The following is a 24,767-nucleotide window of genomic DNA, read 5'->3' as shown; positions in this document are numbered from 1 at the left end:
TTTCCGACAAGACAGGCCGGCACTGGATGCCTAATCTCCGCCGGGCCATCTGCCTGGCCCCTTCGAACGTTTTCCCGAAAGACCGTACGGCATGACCACCGCCCCCGCCCCGCTCAGCGCCGCTCCCGACCAGCGTCTCCTGGTCGCCTTCGTGGCGCTGCTCGCCGGAGCCATCGCCATGGGCATCTCGCCGGCCTTCGTGCGCCATGCCGATGTCGGCCCCTTCGCCAGCGCCTTCTGGCGCGCGACCCTCGCCCTGCCGCTGCTGGCCGTGTGGGCGCGGCTCGAGCGGCCAAGGGGCACCCCCGCCCCGCGCTGGACCCCGGCGACCCTCGCCGCCGGCGTGCTGTTCGCCGGCGACCTGTTCTTCTGGCACCTGGCGATCATGAACACCACGGCGGCCAACGCGACGCTGCTGGCGACCCTCGCCCCGCTCTGGGTGATGCTGGCCTCCGGCGCCCTGCTCAAGGAGCCGGTCACCCGCGCCATGGCCCTTGGCCTTGCCGCCTGCCTTCTCGGCGCCGCCCTGCTCATCGGCAGCAGCTTCGCCTTCGCGCCGGAGCGCCTGACCGGCGATCTCTACGGCGTCGTCACCTCGGTCTTCTTCGGCGCCTATTTCATCGCCATGCGCTTTGCCCGGCGCGGCAGCACCGGCATGACGCCCGGCCTCCTGGTCTATCGCAGCTCGCTCGTAACCGCCGCCGTCCTCTTCGTCGTCGCCCTGGCGCTGGAGGAGACGATCCTGCCCACCACGCTGACCGGCGTCGTCATGCTGGTCGCGCTCGGCGTCGTCGCCCACGCGCTCGGCCAGGGCCTGCTCGCCTTCGCGCTCGGCTCCCTGTCGGCCGGCTTTTCCGCGCTCGTCATCTTCCTGGAGGCGGTTGCCGCCGCCGCTGTCGGCTATCTCTTCCTCGGCGAGAGCATCGGCCCGGCCCAGGCGCTCGGCGGCGCCGTCATCCTTGCCGGCATCTACATCGCCCGGCCGCGCGCCGCGCCCGTCCCGGTCGCCCCGGCCGCCGCTCCGACCCAACCCGCCACCCCGACCCGCGAGGCCGAATGACCGACACCGCCGCCATGCGTGCCCTGCTGCAGGACCTGTTCGCCGCCGCCGTCGATGCCGCCCGCGCCGAGACCTGCCTGCCGCCGCACCTTCCCGCCCCGGCGGAAAGCGGCCGCATCGTGCTGCTCGGCGCCGGCAAGGCCGCCGGGGCCATGATGAAGGTGGCGGAAAACCATTATCGCGAGACCCATGGCCTTGGCCCGGACCGTCTCGTCGGCCTCGGCGTCACCCGCCACGGCTACGGCCAGGAGACGCAACTGATCGAAATGGTCGAGGCCGGCCACCCGGTGCCCGACCAGGCCGGCATCGACGCCACCCGCCGCACGCTTGAACTGGCGGCCGCCGCCCGTCCGGGCGACCATATCGTCGTGCTGCTGTCCGGCGGCGGCTCGGCCAACTGGATCGCCCCGGTCGAGGGCCTGTCGCTCGCCGACAAGCAGGCGCTGACCCGCGCCCTGCTGCGCTCCGGCGCAACCATCGAGCAGATCAACACCGTCCGCCGCCATCTCTCCCGCATCAAGGGCGGGCGCCTTGCCGCTGCCCGCCCGCACGGCGTGCCGATGACGACGCTCGCGGTCTCCGACGTGCCGCGCGACGAACCCATCGCCATCGCCTCCGGCCCCACCGTCGCCGATCCGACGACGCTGGCCGACGCCCGCGCCCTTGTCGCCCGCTATGCCCCGGATGCGCCCGAAAGCGTCCACCGCGCCCTTGCCGATCCGGCCAACGAGACGCCCAAGCCCGGCGACCCGCTGTTTGCCGGCACGCGCTTCGAGATCGTCGCCCGACCGGCCCTGTCGCTCGAGCGCGCGGCGACACTCGCCCGCGAACAGGGCTACGAGCCGGTCCTGCTCGGCGACAGCCTGGAGGGCGAGGCGCGCGAGGTTGCGGCCGAGCATGCCCGCATGGCCCGCGAGATCCAGGCGGCCGGCCGGCGCGCCGTGCTGCTGTCCGGCGGCGAGCTGACCGTGACGATCCGCGGCGAGGGCCGCGGCGGTCCCAACCAGGAATATGCCCTCGCTCTCGCCATCGCTCTCGACGGTGCTCGCGGAATTGCCGCAGTTGCAGGCGACACTGATGGAACGGACGGCGGTGCAGGATCGGCAGATGATCCGGCCGGCGCCTTGGTCGACGAAACGACTCTCGCCCGCGCCGCAAGGTCAGGTCATGATGCCGCCGCATTTCTGGAGAGAAACGACAGCACCGGTTTCTTCGATCATCTCGGGGATCTGCTGAGACCCGGTCCAACCTATACCAACGTCAACGACTTCCGGGCCGTCCTCATTGACAAGGCGGAAGCCCGTCGGTCATAAGATGACGCGCATGGTCGTGGCACGAGTAATCGAATGATGAAAAAGGCCGAGAGGCAACGGCAAACCACGGCAGTCAGAACGATCCGGCTGGGCCTTGCATCCTGCGGCGCGATGGCGCTCGCCCTGTCGGCTCTCAGTGTTCTCGGTGCGACTCCGGCCCATGCCGAGCTCCGCCTGTGCAACAAGACGGAGAGCCAGGTCGGCGTCGCGATAGGCTATCGCGAAGAGGCCGACTGGGTCACCGAAGGCTGGTGGAACCTGCCGGCAAATTCCTGTGAAACGTTGGTGGCGGGCTCGCTCGTGTCACGTTTCTATTATATCTATGCGGTGGATTACGATCAGTTCGGGGAGTGGGGCGGCCGCGCCTTCATGTGTACCCGCGAGAAGGAATTCACCATCCGGGGTATCGAGGACTGCGTCGCCCGCGGCTTCGAACGGACCGGATTCTTCGAAATCGATACGGGCGAGCAAGCCAGCTGGACGGTCCAGCTGACAGAGCCCGTGCAAGGGGGGACAGGCGGACAATGAAGCGTGACAGGCGGGTCAAGATTCTAGCGACACTCGGACCCTCCTCCTCGGATCCGCAAACGATCGAGAAGCTCTACACCGCCGGTGCCGACGTCTTCCGCATCAACATGAGTCACACCGACCACCCGCGCCTGCATGCGCTGGTGGCGATGATTCGCGAGATCGAGACGAAGATCGGCCGGCCGATCGGCATCCTTGCCGACCTCCAGGGTCCCAAGCTGCGTGTGGGCACCTTCGAGGGCGATGCGGTGACGCTGGAGAACGGCGCCAGCTTCACCCTCGACAGCGACAAGACGCCGGGCAACGCCTCGCGCGTCCACCTCCCCCATCGCGAGATCCTTCAGGCGCTCGAGCCGGGCCACCGCCTGCTGCTCGACGACGGCAAGATCCGCCTGCGCGTGACCTCCTGCACCAAGACCAGCGCCGAGACGGTGGTCGAGGTCGGCGGCAAGCTGTCCAACCGCAAGGGCGTCAGCGTTCCCGACACGGAGATCCCGGTCGGCGCGCTCACCGACAAGGACCGCAAGGACCTCGACGCCGCGCTGGAGGCCAATGTCGACTGGATCGCGCTGTCCTTCATCCAGCGCCCGGACGACCTTGCCGACGTGCGCAAGGTGACGCGCGGCCGCGCCGGCATCCTCGCCAAGATCGAGAAGCCGCAGGCCATCGAACGGCTGAGCGAGATCATCGACCTCTCCGACGCGCTGATGGTCGCCCGTGGCGATCTCGGCGTCGAGATGCCGCTGGAACAGGTTCCGGGCCTGCAGAAGCAGATCGTCCGCGCCTGCCGCCGCGCCGGCAAGCCGGTGGTCGTCGCCACCCAGATGCTGGAATCGATGATCACCGCTCCGGTGCCGACCCGCGCCGAGGTGTCCGACGTCGCCACCGCCGTGTTCGAGGGCGCCGACGCGGTCATGCTCTCCGCCGAATCGGCCGCCGGCCAGTTCCCGGTCGAGGCGGTCGCCACCATGGACCGCATCGCCCGCCAGGTGGAGCGCGACCCCAACTATCGCGGCATCATCCACGCCCAGCGGCAGGAGCCGGAGCCGACCGGCGCCGATGCCATCGCCGCTGCCGCGCGCCAGATCGCCGAGACGCTGAACCTTGCCGCCGTGGTCTGCTACACGACCTCCGGCGCCACCGGTCTGCGCGCCTCGCGCGAGCGCCCGTCCGTGCCGGTCATCGTCATCTCGCCGGTGCTGTCGACCGCCCGCCGCCTGTCGCTTGCCTGGGGCCTGCACTGCGTGGTTTCGGACGACGCCCGCGACGAGAACGACATGGTCGACCGCGCCTGCCAGATCTCCTTTCAGGAGGAACTGGCAAAGCCCGGCCAGCGCATCATCACGACGGCCGGCGTGCCCTTCGGCACCCCCGGCTCGACCAACATGCTGCGCATCGCCTTCGTCGGCAGCGACGGTCGCGGCGGTCTTTGAAGCCTTAGCCGCTCGCAACAGCGGCGGCCTCTGATCCTGAGCCGCTCGCAACAGCGGCGGCTTCTGATCCTCAGTCGCTCGCAGCGGCAGCAGCGGCAGCATTCGACGAGGCGGCTTCGGCCGTCTCGTTTTCGTTTCGGGCCCCCTCATCGCTCCATCCGGCGTCCGGGAAGACCATCGCCACCACCTTCTCGATTTCCAGCAGCACCGCATCCGTGCGCGTATGGTGCGGCATGTGGCCGGCCCGCTCCAGCGTCACCAGCCAGGCATTGGGCAGGTCCCGCGCCAGCCCGTGCGAATGGATATGCGGATAGACGACGCTGTCCGTCTCGCCGGTGATCACCGCCGCCGGCTGGGTGATCTCGCCGTATCGCAGCGAGGCCACCTCCACCTCCCCCTTCAGGAAGGCGACGTCCTGTGCATTCGCCCGGAAGGTCTGCGGGCGGAACAGCAGCGGCAGGCCCAGCCGCTCGGCGTAGTTTTCCGGCGCCTCGGCCGGGCGGAAGATTCCCTCGATGGCGGACGGTGCGACCAGCGCCGCGCCGAACGGGGCCAGCGTGTGGGAAAACACCGCGCCGGCCACCGGCAGGGCGGCCGCGTCGTAATACCAGTTGGTGCCGCCGGGCCAGGGGTGGGTCGCCGGCGCCAGAAACACCAGCCCGGCAAAGAGATCGGCGCGCGCCAGCCCCAGTTGCGCCGCCACCGCCCCGCCCCAGGAATGGCCGACGGCAACCGCCCGCTCGATGCCGAGGCTGTCGGTCAGCCCGGCGATCAACGCCGCCTGGGCGGCCGGGCGGTACATGTCCTCGCCGCCGCGCTGCGAATAGCCGTGGCCGGGCCGGTCGACGAAGACGAGCCGTGCGGCCTTGCCCTTCGCTGCCGGCCAGTCGCTCAGCGGGCCGGCCAGCGCCATATGCGGATCGCGCAGGTTGGCACTCGCCCCGTGCACGAAGACCAGCGCCGGATCGCCCTCGCGCCAGCCCTCGGGACGGATGTCGAGATAGTGCAGCCGCACGCCGTCGATCTCGGCGAAGGTGCCGATCGGCGGATAGCGCTCCTCCGCCTCGCGCCCGCGCATGTCCGCCAGCAGGGCAAGACCGGAGAGCAGCAGCGCCAGCGCCGACAACAGGACAAGGGCAAGGGTGGGCATGGCGGGAAGGTCCGGCTTTGGCGAAGTACGGGCGAGAGGGCGAAAGGCGGGACCCGCGAGACGCGCGTCAGATCGGCGAGCCGGCCGCCGCCTTTTCCATGTCCTCTACCGCCTTACGCGCGTTCTCGCTGACCGGATGTATCTTCAGCACCTGGCGGAAGGTTTCCAGCGCCTCGTCGTCGCGCCCGATTCGCCGCAGGATGATGCCGAGGCCCGACATCGCGCCCCAGTGGCGCGGCTCCAGCGCCAGCACCCGCTCGATATCGACCATCGACCGGCCGAAATCCTCGCGCAGGTAATTCACCGTCGCGCGCCGGTTCCAGGCTTCCGGAAAGTCGGGGGCGAGCCGCACCGTCACGTCGAGCAGGTCGAGCGCCAGCGCGTAGTCCTTGGCCTGCATGGCGGCCGCTGCCCGCATCATCAGGAGGTCGACGGTGGGGCTGCCCGAACGCGACCAGATGCGCTGGATGCGGCTGACGAGCGGGCGTGCCTGCTCGTCGCTTTCCACCTTGGCAAGTTCGGTGAACAGCCCGTCGAGCTCGTTCTTCGGCGTCTCGTTATCGGTCACCGCGGGAGCGGGACCGGACGGCGGCTCGACCTCGGTGGTCGGCGCGTCGAGATCGTCGAGCGAGGGGGGAAGTGCTTGCGGAGGAAGCACGTCGGGCCTTCCCTCCTGCGCCAGCGCGGAGACGGAAAGGCACATCAGGAAGGACAACGCCAAAAACGATCGCATCCGGGGAGTATGTCGCCCCGGATGCGATCGTCAATGCCATCGGCAAAATTTGAAAGCGTCGGACAGGCGCGCGGGGCCTGCCGCCGTGCCTCAGCCCTGGCGGGCCTTGAAGCGCGGAGCCTTCTTGTTGATGATGTAGACACGACCCTTGCGGCGAACCATGCGGTTGTCGCGGTGACGGCCCATCAGCGCCTTGAGCGAATTCTTGATCTTCATCGTCTCGTCTCCGTCAACGGTGCCACGTTGGCGGCGGCATCCTCAATGTTGCGCCGCGCCTTGCGGGCCCGGCTGTCTGCTTGCGGACGATGAGGATCGGTGAGGACCTTCGTCGTCCTGCCCGCCGGCTCCACCTCCTCGCGCTGGTCCGATAGAACCGCGCGCCGGGGGCGGTGCCCGATCCGCTTGAGGCAGATGCTGGAAGCAGCTGACCTTGGCGGCCGTTTGCCGGGCTTTGCCAACTGCCTCGAAGTCTCGGCAGTCTGGCGAAGATGGTGGGCGTGACAGGGATTGAACCTGTGACCCCTACGATGTCAACGTAGTGCTCTCCCGCTGAGCTACACGCCCGAAACTCTTCGATCCGGCCAAGTTGCCGGAAGGCCGACGCCGACGGGACGGCGCGGTGGGATGCGATATAGCGGGCTTCGATTTTCGGTGCAAGCCCTTCTCGCAAACTAAATTGTCGCTGTCCCGCACCGGCGCCGCGTGCGGTGGAAAACCTGTTGAGAGGTCGCTGCCCGCTCCTCAGGCGGCCAGCATGCGCTCCACTTCCAGGACCAGATCCTTCAGGTGGAAGGGCTTGGACAGCACCTTGGCATCCTTGGGGGCCTGCGAGTCCGGGTTCAGCGCCACCGCGGCGAAGCCGGTGATGAACATCACCTTCAGGTCCGGGTCGAGCTGCGTCGCGCGGCGGGCCAGCTCGATGCCGTCCATCTCCGGCATGACGATGTCGGTCAGCAGCAGGGAAAAGGGTTCCTCGCGCAGGCGCTCGTAGGCGCTCTTGCCGTTGTCGAAGGAGACGACGTCGTAACCGGCCTTCTGCAGCGCCTTGGCGAGGAAGCGCCGCATGTCGTTGTCGTCTTCCGCAAGTAGGATCCGTGTCATTCGTTGCTTCGTCCCGCTTCGCTCGGCGAATCCGCTGGGCGTTTCGCATTCCGGGCGCCGGCCGCAAACCGCGCGTCCGAAGGTCCCGTTTTGGCACATCTTTCGGATCGTTATAAGGCCGATTGACGGTAAACATCCAGTGAAAGCGGTGTTCCGCCCTGCGGCCGCGATGGTTACCCACCGCCCGTGTGGACATTAACGCCGATTCGGGGGCTAATAGGGAAATTCAACGAGGCGGCCGTCGGGCGGAGTGCATGCATATGCAGGTGGTGAACGGGTTCGAGGACACGAAGCCTTTCGACGTCCTGCACCCGGCCGAGCAATCCGCGCCCTTCGTGTTCAACTCGCCCCATTCCGGGCGCCACTACCCCTTGCCCTTCCTGCAGTCCTCGCGGCTCGATGCGCTGGCGATCCGCCGCTCCGAGGATGCCTTCGTCGACGAACTCTTTGCCGGCGTCGTCGAGCTCGGCGCCCCGCTGCTCTGCGCCCGCTTCCCGCGCGCCTATCTCGACGTCAACCGCGAGCCCTACGAGCTCGACCCGAAGATGTACGAGGACCGGCTGCCGCCCTATGCCAACAGCCGCTCGATCCGCGTTGCCGGCGGGCTCGGCACCATCGCCCGCGTCGTCGGCGAGGCGCAGGAGATCTACCGCACCCGCCTCCCCGTGCGCGAGGCGCTCGACCGCATCGAGACGATCTACAAGCCCTATCACCAGACCCTGCGCCGGCTGCTCGCCCGCACCCATGTCGCTTTCGGCCATGCGGTGCTGATCGACTGCCACTCCATGCCCTCGACGATCCGCAGCAGCGACAACGGCCCGCGCCCGGACTTCATCCTCGGCGACCGCTACGGCACGAGCTGCGCCCGCTCGCTGATCGACCAGGCCACCGACATCCTGCGCGGCATGGGTTACACGGTGGCGCGCAACAAGCCCTATGCCGGTGGCTTCATCACCGAGCATTACGGCCGACCGGCCAAGGGGCTTCACGCCCTGCAGGTGGAGATCAACCGCAGCCTCTACATGGACGAGGCGCGCACGGACCGCAGCTCCGGCTTTGCCGAGCTCTCCCGCGACATGCGCCGCTTCTGCGAGGAGCTGGTGGCAGGCAGCGATGCCGACCTCGCGCCGGACGCACTGGCGGCCGAGTAAGCCTCTCTCGACCCCCCGACCCGTTTGCATCGCCCAGAGGACGACCGCGCTCGCGGCGGCCGGAAAGCCGCGCAGAAAAAAGGGCCGCTCTCTTGCGAGGCGGCCCGAGTCTAGGGAGGAAACGCCCAAGGAGGGCGGCGCGACATGGCAAGCCATATCGCACTGCAACAAGTTTCCATCGCGGCGCACAAAAGTCAATACGACATCCGGATTTTTCTCGTTCGCAGCAACGCGGATTTCTGGAAATTTCATGTTTTTCAATGGCATAGACTTTAATAAATCTTCTTGAATAATTCGCCGCAAGGCCCGATTCCGCCCCTTCGGACCGCTCAAAAGCGCGCCACTCTCTGATTTGCCTACATTTTAATCAGGCGCATCCACCCCACTCTTCGCGCCGCAGCGGAAACCCGCCTGCCCGCACCCGCCACCGCACCGCCGGCCTTGCGAAGATTGCCCGCACGCCGTTCCCGCGCTATTGCGGGCAGGATCTTTTGCGCGCCGCCGCTCTCCGCCTCTTGCCCCGGAAGGACCCTTCATGCCCACGTCCGACGTTCTCTCCGCCTTCTCGGCCGAGCTGTGCCAGGCTTCGTCCGCCGCGATCCTTCCGCATTTCCGCGCGGCCCTGTCGGTGGAGAACAAGCTGGCCGAGGGCTTCGATCCGGTGACGGTCGCCGACCGCGCCGGCGAGGAGGCCTTGCGGGCGCTGATCGAGGCGCGCTTCCCCGAGCACGGCATTCTCGGCGAGGAGCACGGCAATGTCCGTCTCGATGCCGAGCATGTCTGGGTGCTCGATCCCATCGACGGCACCCGCGCCTTCATCTGCGGCCTGCCGACCTGGGGCACGCTCATCGGCCTGACGCGCGGCGGCAAGCCGGTCTTCGGCGTCATGGACCAGCCTTACGTGGAGGAGCGGTTCCTCGGCGATTGCGACAAGGCCTGGCTGGTCAACCGCGAGGGCACCCGGCCGATCTCGACCCGTCCTTGCGCGGACCTCGCCCAGGCCATCATGTGCACCACCCATCCGGGCCTCTTCCAGGGCGCGGAGGCGGATGCCTACCGGCAGATCGAGGGCACCGTGCGCACCGCCCGCTACGGCACCGACTGCTACGGCTATGCGATGATCGCCAGCGGCCAGGTCGACCTCGTCATCGAGACCGGCCTGCAGCCCTACGACATCGTCGCGCTGGCCCCGATCATCGAGGGCGCCGGCGGCGTGGTGACCAACTGGTCCGGCGGCTCGCCGGCAAACGGCGGCCAGATCGTTGCGGCCGGCGACCCGGCCCTGCACGCGAAGGTTCTGGAAATTCTCGCCCGCGCCGCTCAGTAGCTCCAGGCGCCGACCGGCTCGCCGTCCGCAACGAAGGCGTCGAAGGCTGCCAGGAACTGGTCGCGGTGGAAGTCGTCTTCCATCAGCAGCTCGTGGCGGGCGCCGGCGATCTCCAGATAGCGGCAGGAGCGGGTCTGGCGGGCGAAGCGTTCCGAGGCCCGCGCCGAGACGATGCGGTCGCCGGTCGAGGCGACCAGCAGCACCGGCAGCTGCAGCGAGGGGCCGAAATCCGGTTCGAAGAACCGCGTCATCGCGCGGCAGGCCGCTGCCAGCCAGTCGATGGTCGGCGCGCCGATCTCCAGGTCCGGATGCGCGCTCAGCACAGCCTCGTTGCGGCGGAAGCGCATTTCGTCGCTGGTCAGCGGGTTGCCCTCGAACGGCATGTGAAACTTCGCGCTGCCGCCCGGCACATAGGCGGTGCCGAAGCCGATGGAGGACAGCGCCGCCGACAGCGGGCAGATCACCCGTTGCGGCAGCCCCACCTTGCCGAGACCGATCAGCGGCGCCGACAGCACCGCCCGCTCGATGCGGGTGCGCAGCCGCCCGGCCGCCAGCAGCAGCACCGCCCCGCCGGTCGAATGCGCCAGCACGTGGTGCGGACCGGGCATCGAGGCGAGCGTCACCTCGCTCATCACCGTGTCGAGATCCGTGACGAAATCGGCGAAATCGTCCACATGGCCGCGCGCGGGGTTGGACAGCAGGCGCTGCGAGCCGCCCTGGCCGCGCCAGTCGAACGTGACGACGGCAAAGCCGCGCGCGCGCAGGTCCGCGACCGTCTCGTAATATTTCTCGATGAATTCGGCCCGGCCCTGCAGCAGCGTCACCGTGCCCTTGAGCGGGCCGCGGTCGGGCATCCAGCGCGCGGTGCGCAGGCGGATGCCGTCCGGCGTCGTCACCTGCTGGCAGATCGCCCCCGCCGGCACCGGGTTGTCCGGATGATCGTAGAGCTCCATTGCCACCGCGCCGCACTCCGCTCTTTCCGGGCCGGGTGTCTTTGCCGGTGTCGTTCGATGACAGCCGGCGTCGTCGCAAATCCTGCGTTCCCCGTGCCTTGACCCATACAGGAGCGGGGCCGCCGGCTCAACTCCGGCGGCCCCGTTCAGGCAGGCTGGCGGGTATGGAACCCGCTGCGATTACAGGCGGCCGTGGCGGCCCCAGCCGTGTCCGTAGCCGCGGCCGATCGGCGAGCGGCCGACGACCTGGCCCGAATAGGCGTCCACCACAAGGCGCTGCGGCATGCCGCGATAGCCGCGGGCATGGGCGACATAGACATGGCCCCGCGGGCGCACGTTGCTGATGTCGCGGAAGCCCTGGCGGTGCAGCCGGTTGACGATCTGGCGCGGGCCCAGGCGGTCGAGGCGGTAGCCGCGGCGGTCGCGGCCGCGATGGCCGGCAAGCTGGACCTCGACGGCGACGCCGGAAGAGGCGCCGGCCGGGCCGGAACCGATGCGGATATCGAGCGCCTGGGCGCTGGGAACCGAAAGAACGACACCAAGGGCGGCGACGGCGGCAAGAAGCGACTTCCTCATGGATCTGTCTCCTGTTTGGGCGCGTCAGCGCCTGTTGACGATCGGAAAGATGCACCGCCGCGCGTGAACCCTCCCGGAAGGCTCCGTTCACCTGTCGTTCAGGTGCCGGAGCCGGTCGCAGCCCCTCTTGCCGGGGGAGACGACGCGCCCGCTGCGATGTCCCTCTTGAAAGCCGATTTCGCGCTCCCCATCTCGTATTTCGCGGGTGCCACTGACGGGCCCGCAAGCGGTTCCCCTCCCGGCCACGACGGCGGGATACAGCGGAACCGACACCATCATCTGTTGCTCAACGAGAGGACACACCGATGCGTCACTTCGATTTCAGCCCGCTCTATCGTTCCACCGTCGGCTTCGATCGCCTGCTCTCCATGCTCGACACCAACACGGGCCAGGAGACGCCGAGTTATCCGCCCTACAACATCGAGCGGACCGGCGAGAACGCCTACCGCATCACCATGGCGGTGGCCGGCTTCGGCGAGGCCGACCTGACGATCGAGGCCAAGGAGCACACGCTGTCGGTCAAGGGCGAGCGCGCCCAGGAGACCGAGACCGGCGAGGTGCTCTACCGCGGCATTGCCTCGCGCGCCTTCGAGCGCCGCTTCCAGCTCGCCGACCATGTCGAGGTCAAGGGCGCCAGCCTGGAGAATGGCCTGCTGCATATCGACCTTGCCCGCGAGATTCCGGAGGCGATGAAGCCCCGCAAGATCGAGATCGGCAAGGGCGGCCAGAAGCAGATCGAAGGCAGCACCCACTGACGATCCCCAAGGATCAGGCAGGCGGAACCTCGCTATCCCCCCTCGGCGAGAGCAACGCCTGCCCCCCGCGCCCGGCCTTTTCGAAGGCCGGGCGCCTTTTGTTCGGGACAGGCCGTCAGCGCGACAGCTCGAACTGGATCTCGATGCGGTTGTAGCCGGCCTTGCCGCCGCGCCAGTCGTGATAGACCTCCCGGCTCTGGCCCGACAGATGATGCCGCGTCTCGCCGATGTCGCTCAGCAAGGGCGCGTAGCCTTGCGTGAACAGGGTCCTGACCGGCCCCAGATGCACGGCGGACGCCACCATGATCGGCTCCAGATGCAGAACCTCCAGCGGACCGTCATAGGCGGCAGCGCCCGCCACCGGCAGGCAAATGCGCCAGTCGAACGCGGTCTTGCCGTCGCGCGGCAGGTTCTGCGCAATGAAGGTCCACGGCCCCGCCGCCGCAAGGCCAGCGCGCTGGCGCTCCGCCTCGATCTCGCTCGACAGCTCGGCGGCAGCCGATGCCACCTCAGGAATGGTCAGCCTGCGGGCAATCGAGAGGACATGCATGTCCTCGGTGGGATGGATCTTCATCTGCTGTCGCTCCGGTCGTTTCGCTGAAACCGGCGCGAAGCTAGCCCCGTTCGGCTTTGCGCCAATCCGAAACGCGAAAACGAATTCCAAATTTCCGGCAAGAAAGCCGCACACGGAGAAAATTCTTCCACGCGCGGCCATCCCCTACCCCGCGGCGATCTCCAGGAAGCGCGCGACCTCTTCCGGCGTCGTCGCAAAGGACGTCACCAGCCGCACGCCGGACGTGCCCTCGCCCGCCTCGATCTCCGGCCATTCGTAGAACGCCGCGCCCGCCTCGCGCAGCCGCGCGATGGTGGCAAGATCGAGCACCGGGAACACCTCGTTCGCCTCCACCGGATGCGCAAGCGCATGGCCGGACGCCGCGAGCCCCTCGGCAAGCCGGCTCGCCATCGCGTTGGCGTGGCGGGCGCTTTCCAGCCAGTGGTCGTTCTCCAGATAGCCGTCGAGCTGGGCTGCGACGAAGCGCGACTTGGAGAACAGGTGCCCGGCGCGCGAGCGGTGTGCGGCAAGATCGCGCAAGGCATCCTGGTTGAACACCACGATCGCCTCGGCGCACCAGCAGCCGTTCTTGGTGCCGCCGAAGGACAGCACGTCGATCCCCGCCTTCCAGGTCATCTCCGCCGGGCTGCACCCAAGATGCACCAGCGCATTGGCGAAGCGCGCGCCGTCCATGTGGCAGACGAGATCGCGTTCCTTGGCAGCCCTCGTCAGCGCCGCCAGTTCATCCGGCCGGTAGACCGTGCCGCACTCGCTCGCCTGGGTCAGGCTCACCGCCACCGGCGTGCCGAAGCGGCTGCCGGCCGGGTGCCTGGCCAGTTCGCGCGACAGGGCTTCCGCCGAGATCCGCCCGTTGCGCGTCTCCACCGGCACCATCTTCATGCCGTGCGAGAAGAACTCCGTCGCTCCCCACTCGTCGCACAGCACATGCGCGATGTCGCTGGTCAGCACCAGCCCGCCGGGTCTTGCGCAGGCCGCCATGGTCAGGGCGTTCGCCGCCGTGCCGGTTGCGGTGAACCAGACCGTGAGGTCGTCCGTCTCGAAGATCTCGCGAAACCGGTCGCGGACCTTGAGGGTGAGCGGGTCCGTGCCGTAGGCCGGCGCGGCGCCCGTGTTGTGGCGGACCATGGCATCCATAACCGGCTGCGAGGCACCCGCCCAATTGTCGCTGGCGAAGATCATGGCGCGATCTAAGACCGGTGCGCGCAGCCTTGCAAGCCCGTCCGCATCCTTCCCTCAAGGCATGCGCGGGACCCGCTTTCCGCGCCCGCCGACACAATCTTTCCTTCCCGCCGAAACAGCATTGCATTAATGACAAAAGCCCCCGGCCGTGGCGCAAGAAATAGTTTTGCGCGGGCTTGCAAGCCGCTTGCCCCCCCACGGGAAATCTGGCATTGTGCGCCTCCGCCAGATAGGACAGGATTGCTGTCCCTTTTGGCGAAAGGGAAGAGGCCGGGGCTGGCCGGCTTCCCGCGCCGCGCCCGCGGCACTCCGTCGGACAGGGCTGAACGCATCCGACGGCTGATCGCAGGCGGCAGCGTGTGCTACAACTGGTCGCGGGGATCCGCCGGCACGGTTGCCGGCGTATGACTGCGGCACGCGAAGCGATATCGCCTTGCCGGTGCACGGGCACCGAAACGGATTGCCGGCGGACGTTCCTCAAGGAACAAGCACCGCCGGAACAGGCGGACTGCTGGGCAGGTCCGCTTCACTGGTCAGCGTCAGGGCGAACGCCCGTTCGACGGACGAGCCGGGCTCCTCGATCACGAGAGAGCGCGACCCGAACGGAGAAGGACGGTCCCGGCGCAGGATGAAAGAGGGCAGACATGAGCAAGACCGAAGCGATGATCGAGGCGCTGGACTTCGTGACCGAAACCGCACCGGCCAAAGCGACGACTGCCCGCAAAACGCTGAACGAGCGACGCGAGGAAGCCGCACGGTCGGGTCTTTACAATCCCGCGCGCGAGCATGACGCCTGCGGCGTCGGCTTCGTCGCCCATCTCAAGGGCGTTCCCTCCCACCGCATCGTCTCCGACGGGTTGCAGGTGCTGGAGAACCTCACCCATCGTGGCGCGGTCGGTGCCGACCCCCTGATGGGCGATGGCGCCGGCATGCTGGTGCAGATCCCGCACGACTTCTTCGCCGCCGAGACCAAGAGCCTCGGCTTCGAGCTGCCCGAGAAGGGCCGCTACGGCGTCGGCTTCCTCTTCCTGCCGCAGGACCCGGCGCTGCGCCGCGTCTGCGAGGAGATCGTCGAGCGCGTCATCAACGCGGAAGGCCAGGCGTGCCTCGGCTGGCGCGACGTGCCGGTCGACAATTCGTCCCTGTCCAAGGCGCCCGACATCGCGGCGACCGAGCCCTGCTCGCGCCAGGTGTTCATCGCCTGCCGCGACTGCGAGACCCAGGACGATTTCGAGCGCCGCCTCTTCGTGCTGCGCAAGGTGATCTCCAACGTCATCCGCGCCGAGACCGATGCCGTCACCAAGGGCTTCTACATCGTCTCGCTGTCGAGCCGGACGCTGGTCTACAAGGGCATGTTCCTGGCCTATCAGCTCGGCGCCTACTATGCCGACCTGAAGGACCCGCGCTTCACCTCGGCGCTGGCGCTGGTTCACCAGCGTTTCTCCACCAACACCTTCCCGTCCTGGGATCTCGCCCATCCCTACCGGATGGTCGCCCATAACGGCGAGATCAACACCCTGCGCGGCAACGTCAACTGGATGGCCGCCCGCCAGGCCAGCGTGTCCTCGCCGCTGTTCGGTGACGACATTTCCAAGCTGTGGCCGATCTCCTACGAGGGCCAGTCCGACACCGCCTGCTTCGACAACGCGCTCGAGTTCCTCGTGCGCGGCGGCTACTCGCTCGCCCATGCGGCGATGATGCTGATCCCCGAGGCCTGGGCCGGCAACCCGCTCATGGACGAGAACCTGCGGGCCTTCTACGAGTACCACGCCGCCCTGATGGAGCCGTGGGACGGCCCGGCCGCCGTCGCCTTCACCGACGGCCGCCAGATCGGCGCGACCCTCGACCGCAACGGCCTGCGTCCGGCCCGCTACGTGGTGACCGACGACGATTTCGTGATCATGTCCTCCGAGGTCGGCGTGCTGCCGGTGCCGGAAGAGAAGATCATCCGCAAGTGGCGCCTGCAGCCGGGCAAGATGCTGCTGATCGATCTCGAGGAAGGCCGGATCATTTCCGACGACGAGATCAAGCGGCAGCTCTCCACCGCCAACCCCTACAAGGACTGGCTGCACCGCACCCAGATCGTGCTGGAGGAGATGCCGGCGGTGCGCGGCCGTGCGCCGGTCGCGGCGGAGACGCTGCTCGACCGCCAGCAGGCCTTCGGCTACACCCAGGAAGACATCAAGCTCCTGATGCATCCGATGGCGACCGTCGGCCAGGAAGCCATCGGCTCGATGGGCACCGACACGCCGATCTCCGCGCTCTCGGACAAGCCGAAGCTGCTCTACACCTATTTCAAGCAGAACTTCGCCCAGGTCACCAACCCGCCGATCGACCCGATCCGCGAGGAGCTGGTGATGAGCCTCGTGTCCTTCATCGGGCCGCGGCCGAACCTGTTCGATCTCAAGGGCCTGGCCACCTCCCGCCGTCTGGAGGTTCGCCAGCCGATCCTCACCAATGACGACCTGGAGAAGATCCGGACCATCGGCGACACCGCCGACAACCAGTTCTCGGCCAAGACGCTGGACATCACCTACGACGCGTCCAAGGGCGCGGGCGGCATGCGCGAGGCGCTCGACAACCTGTGCGCCAATGCCGAGAAGGCGGTGGTCAACGGCTACAACATCGTCATCCTGTCCGACCGCCTGGTCAGCCGCGGCCGCATCGCCATCCCGGCGCTGCTGGCGACCGCTGCCGTGCACCATCACCTGATCCGCAAGGGCCTGCGCACCTCGGTCGGTCTGGTGGTGGAGACGGGCGAGGCGCGCGAGGTGCATCACTTCTGCGTGCTGGCCGGCTACGGCGCCGAGGCGATCAACCCCTATCTCGCCTTCGAGACGCTGCTGCAGCTCCATGCCGAGCTCGACTTCCCCGAGGAGGTCGACGCCGACGAGGTCGTCTATCGCTACATCAAGTCGATCGACAAGGGCATCCTCAAGGTCATGTCCAAGATGGGCATCTCGACCTACCAGTCCTATTGCGGCGCCCAGATCTTCGACGCGGTCGGCCTGTCGACCGACTTCGTCAACGAGTACTTCTTCGGCACCGCCACCATGATCGAGGGCATCGGCCTTGCCGAGGTCGCCGAGGAGACCGCCCGCCGCCACGCCGTCGCCTTCGCCGACGTGCCGGTGCTGCGCCGCTCGCTCGATGTCGGCGGCGAATACGCCTACCGCGTGCGCGGCGAGAGCCACCTGTGGACGCCGGAAGGCATCGCCTTCCTGCAGCATGCGGTGCGCTCCAACCTGCCCGAGCAGTATCGCGAGTTCGCCCGCGAGACCAACGAGCACAACGGCCGCTTCACCATCCGCGGGCTGTTCCGCGTCAAGACCGCAGAGGATGTCGGCCGCGCGCCGATCTCCATCGACGAGGTCGAGCCGGCGGCCGAGATCGTCAAGCGCTTCTCGACCGGTGCCATGTCCTTCGGCTCGATCTCGCGCGAGGCCCACTCGACGCTGGCCGTCGCCATGAACCGGATCGGCGGCAAGTCGAACACCGGCGAGGGCGGCGAGGAGCCGGAGCGCTACATGCCGCTGCCGGACGGGTCGCAGAACCCGATGCGCTCGGCGATCAAGCAGGTCGCCTCGGGCCGCTTCGGCGTGACCACCGACTACCTCGTCAACTCGGACATGATCCAGATCAAGGTGGCCCAGGGTGCCAAGCCCGGCGAGGGCGGCCAGCTGCCCGGCCACAAGGTCGACGCGGTGATCGCCAAGGTCCGCCACTCGACGCAGGGCGTCGGCCTGATCTCGCCGCCGCCGCACCACGACATCTATTCGATCGAGGATCTGGCGCAGCTGATCTACGATCTGAAGAACGTCAACCCGGCGGCCGACATCTCGGTCAAGCTGGTGTCGGAAGTCGGTGTCGGCACGGTTGCCGCCGGCGTTGCCAAGGCGCGCGCCGACCACATCACCGTGTCCGGCTATGACGGCGGCACGGGCGCCTCGCCCCTGACCTCGATCAAGCATGCCGGCAGCCCCTGGGAGATCGGCCTTGCCGAGACCCAGCAGACGCTGGTGCTGAACGGGCTGCGCTCGCGCATCGCCCTGCAGGTCGACGGCGGCCTGAAGACCGGGCGCGACGTCATCGTTGGCGCGCTGCTGGGGGCCGACGAGTTCGGCTTCTCGACCGCGCCGCTGATCGCCGCTGGTTGCATCATGATGCGCAAGTGCCACCTGAACACCTGCCCGGTCGGCATCGCCACCCAGGACCCGGTGCTGCGCAAGCGCTTCAAGGGCGCGCCGGAGCATGTGGTCAACTACTTCTTCTTCGTCGCCGAGGAAGTCCGCGAGATCATGGCCGCGATGGGCATCGCCCGTTTCGACGATCTCGTCGGCCGCACCGACCTGCTCGACCAGGAGAAGATGATCGACCACTGGAAGGCGCGCGGCCTCGACTTCTCGCGCATCTTCCACATGCCCGAGGCCCCGGCCGAGGCGAAGCGCTGGACCGAGCGCCAGAAGCATCCGATCGACGACGTTCTCGACCGCCGCCTGATCGCGGCCGCCGAGCCGGCGCTGGAGCGCAAGGAGCCGGTCGTGATCACCGAGACCATCGGCAATGTCGACCGCTCCGCCGGTGCGATGCTGTCGGGCGAGGTGGCCAAGCGCTTCGGCCACAAGGGTCTGAAGGGCGGCACCATCGACGTGCGGCTGACCGGCACCGCCGGCCAGGCCTTCGGTGCCTTCCTCGCGCGCGGCATCACCATGACGCTCGAGGGCGACGCCAACGACTATGTCGGCAAGGGCCTGGCGGGCGGCAAGCTCGTCATTCGTCCGAACCCGAAGAGCGCCGCCGATCCGGACTACTCGATCATCGCCGGCAACACCGTGCTCTACGGTGCGACCGAGGGTGAGTGCTACATCCGCGGCATCGCCGGCGAGCGTTTCGCGGTCCGCAACTCCGGTGCCATCGCCGTCGTCGAGGGCGTGGGCGATCACGGCTGCGAATACATGACCGGCGGTGTCGTCGTCGTGCTCGGCTGGACGGGGCGCAACTTCGCCGCTGGCATGTCGGGCGGTGTGGCCTATGTGCTGGACGAGGACGGCTCGTTCCGCAACCGCTGCAACCTCGCCATGGTCGACATCGAGCCGGTCCCGGAGGAGGACGACCTCCTGGAGAAGCTCCACCACCATGGTGGCGACATCGAGCACAAGGGCCGCGTGGACCTGTCTGCCGACATGACGCGGCATGACGACGAGCGGCTTCGCCAGATCATCTCCAACCACATCGCCCATACCGGCTCGGCCTGGGCGCAGGAGATCCTGGAGAAGTGGGACGAGTTCCGCCCGAAATTCGTGAAGGTGATGCCGGTCGAGTACCGCCGCGCCCTCAGGGAAATGGAAGAAAAGCGGCTCGGCCTGGTGGCGGCCGAGTAAGGGAGACGAGAGATCATGGGAAAAGTTACCGGTTTCCTGGAGATCGACCGGCAGGAACAGAAGTACCAGCCGGCCTCCGACCGCATCCGCCACTTCAGGGAGTTCACCCTGCCGCTCGAGGACAAGGAAGTCGAGCGACAGGCTGCCCGTTGCATGGATTGCGGCGTGCCCTATTGCCATGGGCCCGTCGGCTGTCCGGTCAACAACCAGATCCCGGACTGGAACGACCTGGTCTATAACGGCGACTGGGAAGAGGCGGCGCGCAACCTGCACTCGACCAACAACTTTCCGGAGTTCACCGGCCGCATCTGCCCCGCCCCGTGCGAGGAAGCCTGCACGCTGAACCTCGAGGACGTGCCGGTCGCCATCAAGACCGTGGAACAGGCGATTGCCGACAAGGCCTGGGCCGAAGGGTGGATCCGCCCCGAGCCGGCGCCGTTCCGCACCGGCAAGACCGTCGCCATCGTCGGCGCCGGTCCCGCCGGCCTTGCCGCGGCCCAGCAGCTCGCCCGCGCCGGCCACACGGTGCATGTCTACGAGCGCGAGCCCCGCGCCGGCGGCCTGATGCGCTACGGCATTCCCGACTTCAAGATGGAAAAGCACTACATCGACCGCCGCGTCGAGCAGATGGAGGGCGAAGGCGTCGTCTTCCATTACGGTGCCAATGTCGGCGTCAACCTGACGGTCGACGAGCTCAAGCAGCGCCATGACGCGGTGCTGCTGACCGTCGGCGCCGAGCGTCCGCGCGATCCCGAGCTTCCGGGCATGGACCTTCAGGGCTGCATGTATGCCATGCCGTTCCTGGTCCAGCAGAACCGCCGCGTCGGCGGCGAGGACGTCTCGGCCGAGCAGCCCTACTGGGCCGGCGGCAAGCATGTCGTCGTCATCGGCGGCGGCGACACGGCCTCGGACTGCGTCGGCACCTCGTTCCGCCAGGGCGCCCTGTCGGTGACCCAGCTCGACATCCGCCAGCGTCCGCCGGAGAAGGAGGACAAGCTGACGGTGTGGCCGTACTGGCCGACCAAGATGCGCACCTCCTCCAGCCAGGCGGAAGGCGCCGACCGCGAGTTCGCGGCGGCCACCCTTGCCGTCGTCGGCGAGGACGGCCACGTCACCGGCGTCAAGTGCGCCCGCGTCGACGAGAAGCGCCGGCCGATCCCGGGCAGCGAGTTCATCCTGCGCGCCGAGCTGGTGCTGGTCGCCATCGGCTTTGCCGGGCCGATGGAAGGCACCTACCTCGCCGAGCTCGGCGACAGCATCGAGCGCGACGCCCGCACCAACGTCAAGGCGAACACCCAGGACTACAAGACGTCCATCGACGGCGTCTTCGCCGCCGGCGACGTCCGCCGGGGCCAGTCGCTGGTGGTCTGGGCGATCCGCGAGGGCCGTCAGGCCGCGCGGGCCATCGACCTGCACCTGACGGGCAGCTCGAACCTGCCGCGCTGACCGGGGCGATTTTGCAAGGCGTGAGGCCGTTTGGGACGGCCTTTCGCAAAATCTCGCAAGATTTTGCAAAATCGTCTCAAAAAAAGATGAGCAATATCAAAGGGAAAGGCGCCGCTTGCGGCGCCTTTCTCAATTTCTCGAGGCCGAAAACGGCACTTATCCTCGCCGGGGCGACACCGCAAGGCGTCCCTTATCCCCTTCCGCGAGGCAGAGCCGAGCGCTGGTTTATCCCCGTGAGGGTCAGGCCGCGCGGATGCTCGACAGGAAGCCGCCGACCTGCTCGCGCAGCGCCTCGGAAAGGTGGGCAAGTTCGGAGCTGGCGCCGCGGATTTCATCCGTGGCGGCCCGGGTCGAACCGCTGGCCCGGCCGAGCGCGTCCATGCTGGAGGCGACATTCTCGGTGCTTTGCGTCGCGAACTCGACGCTCTGGCTGATCTCGCCGGTCGCCGACATCTGCTTCTGCACCGCCTGCAGGATCGTGTCGGAGATCGAGTGGATGCGTTCCACCGTACCGGCGATGGAGCGGATCGCCCCGACCGCCTGCTCGGAGACCTGCTGCACCGCCTCGACCTGCTGCGAGATATCCTCGGTCGCCCGCGAGGTCTGGCCGGCCAAGGTCTTGACTTCATTGGCAACGACGGCAAAGCCCCGGCCCATTTCCCCGGCCCGCGCCGCCTCGATGGTGGCGTTCAATGCCAGCAGGTTGGTCTGGTCGGCGATCTGCTTGATCAGGTCGACCACCTCGCCGATGGCCCGTCCGCTTTCCGCCAGCCGGCCGACGATGGCATCGGTCGAGCGCGATTCCTCCACCGCCGCCCGCGCCATTTCCGCCGCCTGCTCCATCTCCCGGCCGATCGACAGGATCGACTGGGACATCTCTTCGGCCGCCTCCGCCGCCGTCGAAACCGAGCTGGAGGCCTGGATCGAGGAGCCGGACGCCTCGTCGACGGCGCTTGCGGCCATGTCGACCGCCCCGTCGAGATCCTTGGTCAGATGCGCCACCCGCCCGGCCGCATCGCCGAGCCGGTGGACGACGCCGACCACGGTCTGCTCGAACTCGGCCGCCACCTGGTTCAGCGTCTCGCCGCGCTGGCGCGCCATGCGCTCCTGCTGCTCCACCGCCTCGCGCGCGTCCTGTTCCGCCTTTTGCGACAGCCGCACGCGGAAATCCGCCACCGACCGGGCGATGGCGCCGATCTCGTCGCGTCGCTCCGCGCCTGCCACCGTGATGCCGAAGTCGCCGTTGGACAGGGCGACCAGCCCTTCCTGCAAGGCCTTCAACGGCCGGCGCACGCCCATCGCCAGCACGAAGGCCAGCGCCAGGAAGGCGATGCCGACGGGAAGGCAGACGAGCGCGATCTCGACCATCTGGTCGAGGATCAGCCCGTCGAGCTTGGCGGTGGCGGAAGGACCCAGAAACTCCTGTGCCTGCACCGGATCGCCTAGCGCCGACAGCAGCGAACGGCGGAACACGTAGAAGGCATAGCCCGTGCCGGCCATCATGATGAGCGCGGCGGTCGCGACCATCAGCAGGAAGCGTCCCGTTACGGTAAGGGACAAGAAGGCGGGGCGGGATGCGGCCATGTTCGGGACCCGGACTTGCGTTGCGAGGTCGTCAGGCTTCCCGAAAAACGTGAAAAATTAGGTAATTACGTAAATACACGGAGGGCGGTGGCCGGCCTTTGCCGGCCGGTGCTGCTAAAGGTGCGGCTCACGGTGTCGCTCAGGGCGCGGCGCTGCGGAAGTCGTCGACCCGCCCGTTCTGCGGCGCGATCGGCGCGCCCTGCACGATCAGCTGGTATTGCGGCGTGTCGACGACCGGGGCGTTCCTGGCGTTCTCGCCGCCGGCCAGCACCGTTTCCGGCGCCCCCTGGCGCCCGGTCAGCACGATGAAATTCGGATCGTCCTCCACGCCCTCGAAGGCGAAGGCGCCGGAGGAGCCGAGGATGCGGGCAATCGAGCGCTCGGCGAAGAAGGCGATCTTGCGCCGGCCGTGCCAGGTGAAGCCGACGCCGTCGCCCGAGCGCAGCTGCCGCCGCGTGCCTTCCACGTCCGGACCGTAGGAGGTGTAGCCGCCGTTCTCGTCCAGGAACACGTCCCACACGTCGACATAGATGGCGTTGGCGGCCTCCGCGCGCTGCTTGGCGACCGTGTTGATATGGGCGAAGTCGTTGCGCCGGGCGACGCCCTTGGGCGGCGGCAGGCCGACCCAGACCACCGGCGTGCGCTGCGCCCGCCCGATCGCCACCAGCTCGGCGATCCGCTGGCCGTACAGCGCGTTCCATGCCTCGCTGCGGAACGGCGCGGTGCCGGTTTCCGTAGTGATGTCGCGCACGTCGAGCGAGCCGATCAGCACCACGATGGCCGCGACGCGCCGTCCCTGGATGATGCCGCGGACCCGGTCGCCGAGGGTTTCGGCCCTTGGCCCTGCAAGGCCTGCATCGTTGATCGACAGGCTGTCGACGCGCACCGACGGGACTTCCGAATAGGTCGCCTCCAGCCCTTCCGCCAGCTCGCCGGCCAGCGCATCGCCGACCACCAGAACAACGCGCGCATCGGCCTCCTTCGGCACTTCGACGACGACCGGCCGGGCCGGCTCGCGCGAGGGCTGCAGCCGCTGGCGCGGCTCGCGCTCCTGGATGCGGGTGCGGCGACGGCTGTTTTCCACGCCGAACAGCCGCAGCAGCGGCGACAGCGGATGGAAGTTGGAATTGCGCGAATCTCCCGGCTGGACGATCGGCCGGCCGTTCTGCGCCAGCGCCGAAACCGGGCCGAAATCCGCCGTTCTTCCCGGCTGCAGGTCGGGCAGCAGCAGGCAGAATGCCGTGACCAGCGCCACCAGCGCGGCCAGCCGGAAACGCCCGCGCGCCAAGGGGCGGGCAGGCACGTCGGGACGGCGCGCGAAGAAGCTGGCACAAGGTGTCATGGCACCGATTTTACGGCCCTTGCAGCAGGAAGGGAACAGATTCCGGTCGGACATCTCGATCAACCGCCTGTCGCGATCCTTCAAGACAGGCCTCGCCGACCTTGCCATAGCAGGCCTCCACCCGGCTTTTCGGAGAAGAACATGATCTTCAGATACACGATCCTCTATGTCGAAGACGTCCCGGCGACGATGGATTTCTACGAGCGCGCCTTCGCGCTGACCCGCGGTTTCCTGCATGACAGCGGGGATTACGGCGAGCTGGCGACCGGCGAGACGCGCCTTGCCTTTTCCTCCAGGTCCCTGATGCGCCAGCTTGGCAAGACGCCGGCCGCGGCCGATGCGAAGGCACCGGTCTTCGAGCTGGCTTTCGAGACCGACGACGTGCCCGGAGCGCTCGAGCGGGCGGTCTCCGCCGGCGCCACGTTGCTGCAGGACGCGCGCCGCGAGGAGTGGGGACAGACCACCGCCTATGTCAGCGATCCCAACGGCTATCTGGTGGAAATCTGCTCGCCGGTCCAGTTGCCGAGCGCCGGCTGACACGCCAGCTCCAGAAGGGCGCGATCCCGGCGCAGCCGCTCCGGGCTCGCTCCGAACCAGCGGGCAAGCTCCCGGGTCATGTGCGACTGGTCGGCGAAGCCGCACTCCGCGGCGATCTCCGCCAGCGGGGCGGCACCGGACAGCCGCCCGGCCGCCCTGCGTGCCCGCCCCAGCAGGCGCCAGTGATCGGGCGGCGGCAGGCCCTGCTCGCGAAACCGCCGTTGCAGCGAGCGCGGCGACACGCCGAGCCCGCGTGCGACCGAGGCAAGGCTTTCGCCCGGCCCGGCCAGAACACGGATCGCAGCGCTGACGTCTGCGTCCTCGCCTTGCGGGTCGCTCAGTGCATTGCCGAGGATTTCCGCCGTCCCGTCGCCCTCGCCCTGCGCAGCATCGAGGGCAATTGCCGCGAGAACCTGCGGGGACGCACCGGCGCCGGGCCTCAGGCGAAAGCCTTCGATCAGCGTTCCGGCTGCCAGCTCGGCGATGCGCGGGCGAAGGTCGAACTCGGTCAGGACGACCCGGGGCGCCGCACCCGCCGGGCGCAGCACCAGCACGTCGCGGCAGCCGTCGGGCAGCACCGGCGCCCGTTCGGGCGCCGTCGCCAGATGTTGCCAGGCGAAGAAGGCGGTCCCGCCCCTCACCGG

At 68.2% G+C, this 24,767-nt stretch carries 21 protein-coding genes and 1 tRNA gene; 10 read left to right on the top strand and 12 right to left on the bottom strand.

The features are described 5' to 3' along the window. Positions 1–91 precede the first annotated feature (91 nt). The 4 genes from BBX35_RS08555 to pyk all read left to right on the top strand — a co-directional run bounded on the left by BBX35_RS08555 (position 92) and on the right by pyk (position 4,334). Complete coding sequence (locus BBX35_RS08555; protein ID WP_067218628.1) at positions 92–1,060, top strand: DMT family transporter; 969 nt, start codon at positions 92–94, stop codon at positions 1,058–1,060. Further along, positions 1,057–2,373: a glycerate kinase type-2 family protein gene (locus tag BBX35_RS08550; RefSeq protein WP_067218626.1), complete on the top strand. Its 1,317-nt coding sequence runs from the start codon at positions 1,057–1,059 to the stop codon at positions 2,371–2,373. Before BBX35_RS08555 ends, BBX35_RS08550 begins: the two co-directional genes overlap by 4 nt. Before the next feature lie 111 nt (positions 2,374–2,484). Further along, complete coding sequence (locus BBX35_RS08545; RefSeq protein ID WP_067219887.1) at positions 2,485–2,901, top strand: DUF1036 domain-containing protein; 417 nt, start codon at positions 2,485–2,487, stop codon at positions 2,899–2,901. Then, a complete protein-coding gene (pyk, locus tag BBX35_RS08540) occupies positions 2,898–4,334 on the top strand; it encodes a pyruvate kinase (protein WP_067218624.1) in 1,437 nt (478 codons plus the stop codon). The genes BBX35_RS08545 and pyk overlap by 4 nt, the downstream gene beginning before the upstream one ends. Positions 4,335–4,404: 70 nt before the next feature. Here pyk and BBX35_RS08535 read toward each other — a convergent pair whose 3' ends face one another. From BBX35_RS08535 to cpdR, 5 genes are all read right to left on the bottom strand, one after another. Then, entirely contained in the window at positions 4,405–5,484 is a 1,080-nt protein-coding gene (locus BBX35_RS08535; protein WP_067218622.1) for an alpha/beta fold hydrolase, read from the bottom strand. A gap of 67 nt (positions 5,485–5,551) precedes the next feature. Then, positions 5,552–6,142 (bottom strand): tetratricopeptide repeat protein, encoded by a 591-nt coding sequence (locus BBX35_RS08530; protein WP_208979803.1) that lies wholly within the window; start codon positions 6,140–6,142, stop codon positions 5,552–5,554. 165 nt (positions 6,143–6,307) lie between these two features. Further along, the gene (ykgO, locus tag BBX35_RS08525; protein ID WP_029059454.1) at positions 6,308–6,433 is read right to left on the bottom strand and encodes a type B 50S ribosomal protein L36; all 126 of its coding nucleotides are present in this window, start codon (positions 6,431–6,433) and stop codon (positions 6,308–6,310) included. A 273-nt stretch (positions 6,434–6,706) separates the two neighbouring features. Continuing rightward, positions 6,707–6,781 (bottom strand) — tRNA-Val (locus BBX35_RS08520). A 177-nt stretch (positions 6,782–6,958) separates the two neighbouring features. After that, the gene (gene cpdR, locus BBX35_RS08515; RefSeq protein WP_067218617.1) at positions 6,959–7,318 is read right to left on the bottom strand and encodes a cell cycle two-component system response regulator CpdR; all 360 of its coding nucleotides are present in this window, start codon (positions 7,316–7,318) and stop codon (positions 6,959–6,961) included. Between the two features lie 260 nt (positions 7,319–7,578). Between cpdR and BBX35_RS08510 the strand changes: the two genes are divergently transcribed. After that, on the top strand, positions 7,579–8,469 hold the full coding sequence (locus BBX35_RS08510; RefSeq protein WP_067218615.1) for an N-formylglutamate amidohydrolase: 891 nt from the start codon (positions 7,579–7,581) through the stop codon (positions 8,467–8,469). A gap of 535 nt (positions 8,470–9,004) precedes the next feature. Next, complete coding sequence (hisN, locus tag BBX35_RS08505) at positions 9,005–9,796, top strand: histidinol-phosphatase (RefSeq protein WP_067218613.1); 792 nt, start codon at positions 9,005–9,007, stop codon at positions 9,794–9,796. On the opposite strand, the gene BBX35_RS08500 is transcribed toward hisN, so the two are convergent. Together BBX35_RS08500 and BBX35_RS08495 are read right to left on the bottom strand one after the other, a co-directional pair. Continuing rightward, the gene (locus BBX35_RS08500) at positions 9,790–10,749 is read right to left on the bottom strand and encodes an alpha/beta fold hydrolase (RefSeq protein WP_067218610.1); all 960 of its coding nucleotides are present in this window, start codon (positions 10,747–10,749) and stop codon (positions 9,790–9,792) included. The genes hisN and BBX35_RS08500 overlap by 7 nt on opposite strands. Before the next feature lie 180 nt (positions 10,750–10,929). Next, positions 10,930–11,325 (bottom strand): hypothetical protein, encoded by a 396-nt coding sequence (locus BBX35_RS08495; RefSeq protein WP_067218607.1) that lies wholly within the window; start codon positions 11,323–11,325, stop codon positions 10,930–10,932. A gap of 305 nt (positions 11,326–11,630) precedes the next feature. Between BBX35_RS08495 and BBX35_RS08490 the strand changes: the two genes are divergently transcribed. After that, positions 11,631–12,080, top strand: a complete 450-nt coding sequence (locus BBX35_RS08490) for an Hsp20 family protein (protein WP_067218606.1) — start codon at positions 11,631–11,633, stop codon at positions 12,078–12,080. A gap of 115 nt (positions 12,081–12,195) precedes the next feature. On the opposite strand, the gene BBX35_RS08485 is transcribed toward BBX35_RS08490, so the two are convergent. Continuing rightward, positions 12,196–12,654, bottom strand: coding sequence for a GyrI-like domain-containing protein (locus BBX35_RS08485; RefSeq protein ID WP_067218603.1), 459 nt, complete (start codon positions 12,652–12,654; stop codon positions 12,196–12,198). Positions 12,655–12,798: 144 nt separating this feature from the next. Further along, entirely contained in the window at positions 12,799–13,833 is a 1,035-nt protein-coding gene (locus BBX35_RS08480) for a threonine aldolase family protein (RefSeq protein WP_067218601.1), read from the bottom strand. A 662-nt stretch (positions 13,834–14,495) separates the two neighbouring features. On the opposite strand from BBX35_RS08480, the gene gltB reads away from it, so the two are divergent. Both gltB and BBX35_RS08470 read left to right on the top strand, forming a co-directional pair. Then, on the top strand, positions 14,496–19,214 hold the full coding sequence (gene gltB / locus BBX35_RS08475; RefSeq protein WP_088946082.1) for a glutamate synthase large subunit: 4,719 nt from the start codon (positions 14,496–14,498) through the stop codon (positions 19,212–19,214). Positions 19,215–19,229: 15 nt separating this feature from the next. Beyond that, a complete protein-coding gene (locus tag BBX35_RS08470; protein ID WP_067218597.1) occupies positions 19,230–20,660 on the top strand; it encodes a glutamate synthase subunit beta in 1,431 nt (476 codons plus the stop codon). A gap of 240 nt (positions 20,661–20,900) precedes the next feature. Here the strand turns inward: BBX35_RS08470 and BBX35_RS08465 are convergent, their stop codons facing one another. Both BBX35_RS08465 and BBX35_RS08460 read right to left on the bottom strand, forming a co-directional pair. Then, the gene (locus BBX35_RS08465; protein ID WP_067218595.1) at positions 20,901–22,244 is read right to left on the bottom strand and encodes a methyl-accepting chemotaxis protein; all 1,344 of its coding nucleotides are present in this window, start codon (positions 22,242–22,244) and stop codon (positions 20,901–20,903) included. Between the two features lie 139 nt (positions 22,245–22,383). Further along, positions 22,384–23,586, bottom strand: coding sequence for an SGNH/GDSL hydrolase family protein (locus BBX35_RS08460; protein WP_171901413.1), 1,203 nt, complete (start codon positions 23,584–23,586; stop codon positions 22,384–22,386). A gap of 141 nt (positions 23,587–23,727) precedes the next feature. Between BBX35_RS08460 and BBX35_RS08455 the strand changes: the two genes are divergently transcribed. Further along, positions 23,728–24,123, top strand: coding sequence for a VOC family protein (locus BBX35_RS08455; RefSeq protein ID WP_067218592.1), 396 nt, complete (start codon positions 23,728–23,730; stop codon positions 24,121–24,123). On the opposite strand, the gene BBX35_RS08450 is transcribed toward BBX35_RS08455, so the two are convergent. After that, positions 24,075–24,764 (bottom strand): helix-turn-helix transcriptional regulator, encoded by a 690-nt coding sequence (locus tag BBX35_RS08450; RefSeq protein WP_067218590.1) that lies wholly within the window; start codon positions 24,762–24,764, stop codon positions 24,075–24,077. The two genes, BBX35_RS08455 and BBX35_RS08450, sit on opposite strands and share 49 nt — an antisense overlap. Positions 24,765–24,767: the final 3 nt, after the last annotated feature.

Source organism: Stappia indica, from assembly GCF_001696535.1.
Taxonomy (GTDB): domain Bacteria; phylum Pseudomonadota; class Alphaproteobacteria; order Rhizobiales; family Stappiaceae; genus Stappia; species Stappia indica.
This window is presented reverse-complemented; position numbering and strand designations above follow the sequence as displayed.